Genomic DNA, 5355 nt, shown 5'->3' with positions numbered 1-5355 from the left:
ATCGAGATCTACACCGGCAACGGCAAGGGAAAATCCACCAGCGCTCTGGGGCGGGCTCTGCAAGCCATTGGGCGCGGCATCAGCAAGGATCTCTCCCATCGCGTGCTGATCATGCAATGGCTGAAGGGGGGAACAGGCTACACCGAGGATGCAGCCATTCGGGCCTTGCGGGAAAGCTACCCCGATTTGGTGGATCACCAGCGCTGCGGTCGGGATGCCATTGTCTGGCGGGGCAAACAACAGGAAATCGACTATGTAGAAGCGGAGCGGGGCTGGGAGTTGGCGCGGGCGGCCATCGCTTCTGGCCTGTACAAAACCATCATCCTGGATGAGCTGAACCCGACAGTGGATCTGGAGCTGTTGGACGTGGAGCCGATTGTCCAGGCTTTGCTGCGCAAGCCGCGGGACACGGAGATCATCATCACGGGGCGGTGCCATGCCCCCTTACCTTACTTTGAGCTGGCCTCTGTCCACTCGGAAATGGTGAGCCACAAGCACTATGCCGAGCAGGGGGCCGATCTGCGGCGCGGGGTGGACTATTGATGGGATCCTTCGCAGCGTTCTCAGCCAATTCTGCTCTCTCTTGGCCTCCAGACCCCAGGACTCTGGCCCAGTTGTTGCTCACCCTTTTCCAGACGGAAGTGTGGGTGGAGGGCAAGGAGCACGTTCCCGCCGGCCCGCTGGTGGTGGTGAGCAATCACCGCAGTTTTCTGGATGCGCCGGTGCTGATCGCGGGGTTGGGCCGACCGATTCGCTTTGCCTGCCATTACTACCTGGCTCAGGTGCCGCTGCTGCGGGAAATCGCCCTGGCTTTGGACTGCATTCCCCTCAAGCAGGGATCCCGGCAGCAAATCCATTTTTTTCGCCAGGCGCAGGCCAGTTTGGCAGCGGGGGTGGGGGTGGGGATCTTCCCAGAAGGGGCGGAGCAGATCACCCGTGAGACCTCGCCTGGGGAGGTGGGGCGGTTTCAGCCAGGTTTTGCCCACCTGGCGCTGGCGGCAGCGGTGGATCCCTTGCCGATTCTGCCGGTGGCGGTGTGGGCGCAGGAAGAATGGCGGGGAGTAGATATTCCTATGGCTTTTTTCCGCTGGTTTGACCCCACTGAACCCCGATTTCAACAGGAAGGGGGACATCCGGTGGTGTTGTATCGGCGGGTGGTGCTCAGGGTGGGATCCCCCCTTTGGGTGGGCAGGAAGCAGCGCCAGGGATCCCGACGCGAGCGAATGCAGGTCATTCAAGAGCTAACTGCAGCGGCCCGAGAACAGGTGCGATTGGGATTGGCAGAGAGATGAGAAAGTTGAGTGGCGAGCCGGTAGCATCTGCCTCTAGCTTGGTCAGCCCGGCAACGGGAGCGGTCGGTCAGGAGCGGCCCCTGCTGCTGTATTTGCCCGGTATGGATGGCACAGGTACGTTGTTTTACCGGCAGGCGCAGGCTCTGCAGCGGGAGTTTCGCATTCGCCCCCTGAGTTTGAACCACCCGGAAGCGGGGGATAGCTGGGAAACCCTGGCCGATTGGGTGGGATCCCGGCTAGAAGCGGGGGCGTACTTGTGTGGAGAATCCTTTGGGGCCTGCCTGGCCTTGCTGGTGGCCGCCCAATGGCCGGAACGGTGCCGCGGCCTCATTTTGGTCAATCCGGCCTCGTCGCTGCGACGTAGGCCCTGGTGGTGGGCAGGGCATGTTCTCCTGCCTTTTTTGCCACCGGGGCTCTATCACCAGTTGTCGGAGCGGGGGTTGGGGGTTTTGGCGGAGCTCAGCCAAATGGAGCCGCCGGATCGGGAGCGGCTGCGCCAGGCGGTTCACAGTGTTGAACCCACAGTGGCTGCTCGGCGCTTGGCTTTGCTGGGATCCTTTGTTGTGGAGAAGCTGCCCCTGGAGTCGATGACCCTGCCAACTTTGCTGGTGGCGGGGGGGCGGGATCGCCTGTTGCCCTCGGTGCAGGAGGTGGGCTGGCTGGCGGAACGGCTGCCCCAGGCGCAGGTAGAAATCTCGCCCCAGAGCGGCCACGCTTGCCTGCTGGAGCGGCGGATGAACCTGCGGCGTTACCTGCTCAAGCCGGATGGCCTTTTTGCCCCTCTGCTGCTCAATTCTGCTTCGGCCCATTGAGCATGGACAGGGATCCCCACAGATCTTCTATCCGCTCTGGGCAGGAGCTATCCTTCCCCTCTCGATCCAGCCAAAGGGCTCGCCAGCCTGCTGCTTTTGCCCCCTGATAATCGTCGCGGCGGCTGTCGCCAATGTGGCCGGCGGCTGCGGGGGGGATCCCGTGGGCTGCCAGGGCAGCTTGGAAGATGCGAGGATCGGGCTTGGCATAGCCCACTTGGGTGGAGAGGGTGAGGGTGGAAAAGTAGGGATCCAACTGCAACTGCTGCAGCACCCTGGGCAAGCGGCTGTCGAAGTTGGAGATCACCCCCAACCGGATCCCTTCCTGCTGCAGGGCCCGCAAAGCCGGCAGCGTCTCGGGATACAGCTCCCAGGGATCCGCCCCGGCAAAGTGCTCAAACAATTGGGCGAAAAAGTCTTCAAACCGGTGCTCTCCGAAGGCAGCCAGGGATCCCACCCGGGCAAAAGTCTCCCGCACCACCTGGCGCCACCAGGTCCGCTCCCACTCCCGCAAAGGGGATCCCGTCAATCCTGGGCAGGCCGGGGCTGGAGCCTGGGCAAAAACTTGGCCAAAAGCGCGATCCAAGGCCTGGGGATCCACCCTTACCCCATACTCCGCTGCCACCTGGCTGTAAACCTGGCCCACGCTGCCCCGCACCCGAAACAAAGTGCCCACAGCGTCGAAAAAGAGCACCCTCAGCTTCACGACTGCCCCTCGTAGCGGGCGTAGGCATCGACAATCCGCTGCACCAGAGGGTGGCGCACCACATCCCGCTGGTCGAAGTAGCAAAAGGCAACCCCCTCTACCCCTGTCAGAATACGCTCTGCCGCTGCCAGGCCGGACATGCGATGTTTGCCCAGATCCGTTTGGGTGAGATCCCCGGTAACCACCATACGCGACCGGAATCCCAGCCGCGTGAGGGCCATCTTCATCTGCTCGGGGGTGGTGTTCTGGGCTTCGTCCAAAATGATGAAGGCATTGCTCAAAGTACGGCCTCGCATATAGGCCAGCGGCGCCACCTCGATCACCCCCTGCTCCATCAACTGCGGCAGCTTGGCCGGGTCGATAAACTCGAACAGGGCATCGTAAAGGGGCCGCAGATAGGGATCCACCTTTTCCACCAGATCCCCCGGCAAAAACCCCAGTTTTTCTCCCGCCTCCACAGCCGGGCGAGTCAAGATCAAACGCTCGTACTCCCGGTTTTGTAGGGCAGCAATGGCCACAACGGCAGCCAGATAGGTTTTTCCTGTGCCCGCCGGTCCAATGCCAAAGCAGAGGTCGTGGGTGCGAATGGCTCGCACGTACTCCTGTTGGCGGGGCGTTTTCGGTCGGATAAGCTCCCCTTTGCGGGTGCGGGCCAAAACTCCTGCTTGTGCTTGCTGATAGGCGGCAGCCTCCTGGCCGGAGAGGGCGCGAAAAGCTTGCTCTGCATCGATCACAGTGACGGGGTGCCCAGTTTGCCAAAGCGGCCTCAGCAATTCTAGCCATTGCCGCACCTGCTGCCGCTGTTGGGGAGTGCCTTTCAGGTACAGGTCTTGTCCGCGCAGCGTTACAGAAGCACCGCTGGAGCGACTGATCCACCTCAGGTTGGCCTCCTGAGTGCCCGCCAAAGACATGGCCTGTTGAGGATTGGACAGAGAGATGACTTCGAAATCAGAAGAGAGGGAAGTAGGGTTGTCGTGCATGCCGTGGGCGCCGGGCACCCTGGGAGACCTGTAGGGGTGATCTTACCAAAAACGCTTGTCAGGGCGCTCTGGGCTGTGGAAAGCCGCTGCAGAGCCCAGGGGTCGAGCGCAAGAGTGCTTAACAGGGGATTACACCATTAATGTGTTCCAAAATACAAGCTTCTAGAAGATCTGCAGCAAACCTGGATTTGGGTTCCGGCCTTCATTGGCAGCCGAGTCACAGGGAATTAACAACTCCCTAAGGTTCCCTAAAAAAGTATTGCAAAGGGCTATCTTTTCGGGAATAGCTTTTATTCATCAAGTAACGTTGATCTATCTGCTAAAGGAGCTTGAACTCCCAGTCTCTCGTCGGTCGGGCAAGAGCTTGAGGTTTTCAACTCCGTTGGTCATCGTGCATCTGACATTCTCTACCCAGCAGGGGAGATGTGGATAGGTTGGTCTCTTACAACCCTTCCCTAGACACATTTTTGGGATCCCTGCGGCTCCTCAATCTCTGGGGAGGGAGCCCATCCTTTCTGGAGTCATTTTGAAAAATCAGATGGAAAAAGGAGAGATAGATGTTTACCCAATCTGCGTCTGATACCCTGGGGTTGGCACAACTGGATTTGGCGCAAATTCCGCGGCAGATCACCTGCGATGGCAGTGACTTGGATTGGAGCCAGGCCCTGGCCATCGAAGGGATCCAACCTGAAGAAGAAGCTTTACAGGCTTGGATGGCTTTCCGTGACCTGCGGGTGAACCAAGAGGCGGGCAACATTTTACGCTGGCAAGGGCGTCCGTTGCGGGCCAGCCGTATCCGCTTTTTCCCCAGGAATGTGGCTTGGCGCTATGGCTTCTCGTTTTCCACCAGCATCCGCTCGCCCCTTGGCAAAGGGATCCCGACCCCTGAGGAGTGGCGCTACCCGGGCCTCTGCCGCTACGGGATTGTGCTGTTTCAACCCAATGCCCAACTGGTGGCCCATCAGGTTTTCGAGTCCTCGCCAGAGCAGCCCCAAGAGGTGGATCTGGATCCAAACCTGGATATTGCCTTCAACATCAATGACGCCAAGGGCAGCTACGGCGACAATAGCGGCAGCTTCGATATTTACCTGCAGGTGGTGAGCTAGACTCACCTAACCCCAGGAGGGATCCCGGCTGATCGCGATAGCGGGACGGAGTCTTTGCAGGGCGGGTCAGGGGGCAGTTGCCGGGTGGGATCCCATCCCCTACAATAGGTGAACTGGTGGCTGGATCCCAGCCTGCTTGTTGCCCTTCCTAGCCCTGGAGAGGTGGCTGAGTGGTCGAAAGCGGCTTCCTGCTAAGAAGTTACGGGGCCCAAAAGCTCCGTCGAGGGTTCGAATCCCTCCCTCTCCGTCCATATTTGCTGACCAAGGTTGTTGACGTCCTCTGCGCGCCGTTAGCTTACTTCCCCATAGCGGTAGGGCGGGGCTTTTCTCAGTAGCTCGGGCGTCTCAGACTAACCTGAAACGACCATAGAGGCCAACTCCGCTACCAGTCATGGGTCGTGGAAGCAGGAAGAAATCAGAGCATGACTCTAGTCAATAATGTATAATATGTTCAGTACGGAT

6 protein-coding genes and 1 tRNA gene are annotated in these 5355 nt (G+C 59.8%); 5 read left to right on the top strand and 2 right to left on the bottom strand.

Features of this window, described 5'->3' with window-relative positions:
- The 3 genes from NW818_RS10550 to NW818_RS10540 all read left to right on the top strand — a co-directional run.
- Window positions 1–543: cob(I)yrinic acid a,c-diamide adenosyltransferase (locus NW818_RS10550; protein WP_414424521.1), on the top strand; the 543-nt coding region annotated here is incomplete at its 5' end.
- A complete protein-coding gene (locus tag NW818_RS10545) occupies window positions 543–1292 on the top strand; it encodes a lysophospholipid acyltransferase family protein (protein WP_414400544.1) in 750 nt (249 codons plus the stop codon). The genes NW818_RS10550 and NW818_RS10545, both read left to right, overlap by 1 nt.
- Window positions 1289–2104: an alpha/beta fold hydrolase gene (locus NW818_RS10540; RefSeq protein WP_414424520.1), complete on the top strand. Its 816-nt coding sequence runs from the start codon at window positions 1289–1291 to the stop codon at window positions 2102–2104. The genes NW818_RS10545 and NW818_RS10540 overlap by 4 nt, the downstream gene beginning before the upstream one ends.
- Here the strand turns inward: NW818_RS10540 and NW818_RS10535 are convergent.
- Together NW818_RS10535 and NW818_RS10530 are read right to left on the bottom strand one after the other, a co-directional pair.
- Complete coding sequence (locus NW818_RS10535; protein WP_414424519.1) at window positions 2082–2807, bottom strand: HAD-IA family hydrolase; 726 nt, start codon at window positions 2805–2807, stop codon at window positions 2082–2084. The genes NW818_RS10540 and NW818_RS10535 overlap by 23 nt on opposite strands.
- A complete protein-coding gene (locus tag NW818_RS10530) occupies window positions 2804–3787 on the bottom strand; it encodes a PhoH family protein (RefSeq protein ID WP_414424518.1) in 984 nt (327 codons plus the stop codon). Before NW818_RS10530 ends, NW818_RS10535 begins: the two co-directional genes overlap by 4 nt.
- Before the next feature lie 557 nt (window positions 3788–4344).
- On the opposite strand from NW818_RS10530, the gene NW818_RS10525 reads away from it, so the two are divergent.
- Both NW818_RS10525 and NW818_RS10520 read left to right on the top strand, forming a co-directional pair.
- Window positions 4345–4893: a hypothetical protein gene (locus NW818_RS10525; protein ID WP_011433891.1), complete on the top strand. Its 549-nt coding sequence runs from the start codon at window positions 4345–4347 to the stop codon at window positions 4891–4893.
- Window positions 4894–5049: 156 nt separating this feature from the next.
- Window positions 5050–5140: transfer RNA gene (locus NW818_RS10520), tRNA-Ser, on the top strand.
- The last annotated feature ends 215 nt before the right edge of the window (window positions 5141–5355 follow it).

It is taken from the genome of Synechococcus sp. R6-5, assembly GCF_047461775.1.
GTDB lineage: Bacteria > Cyanobacteriota > Cyanobacteriia > Thermostichales > Thermostichaceae > Thermostichus.
Note: the sequence above shows the minus strand (reverse complement) of the source record. Positions and strands in the feature narration are given on the sequence as shown.

Bases quoted from the DNA above. Each gene is read 5' to 3' on its own strand.
- NW818_RS10530 (WP_414424518.1), bottom strand. From the start codon at position 3,787: ATGCACGACAACCCTACTTCCCTCTCTTCTGATTTCGAAGTCATCTCT.
- NW818_RS10545 (WP_414400544.1), top strand. From the start codon at position 543: ATGGGATCCTTCGCAGCGTTCTCAGCCAATTCTGCTCTCTCTTGGCCT.
- NW818_RS10540 (WP_414424520.1), top strand. From the start codon at position 1,289: ATGAGAAAGTTGAGTGGCGAGCCGGTAGCATCTGCCTCTAGCTTGGTC.
- NW818_RS10525 (WP_011433891.1), top strand. From the start codon at position 4,345: ATGTTTACCCAATCTGCGTCTGATACCCTGGGGTTGGCACAACTGGAT.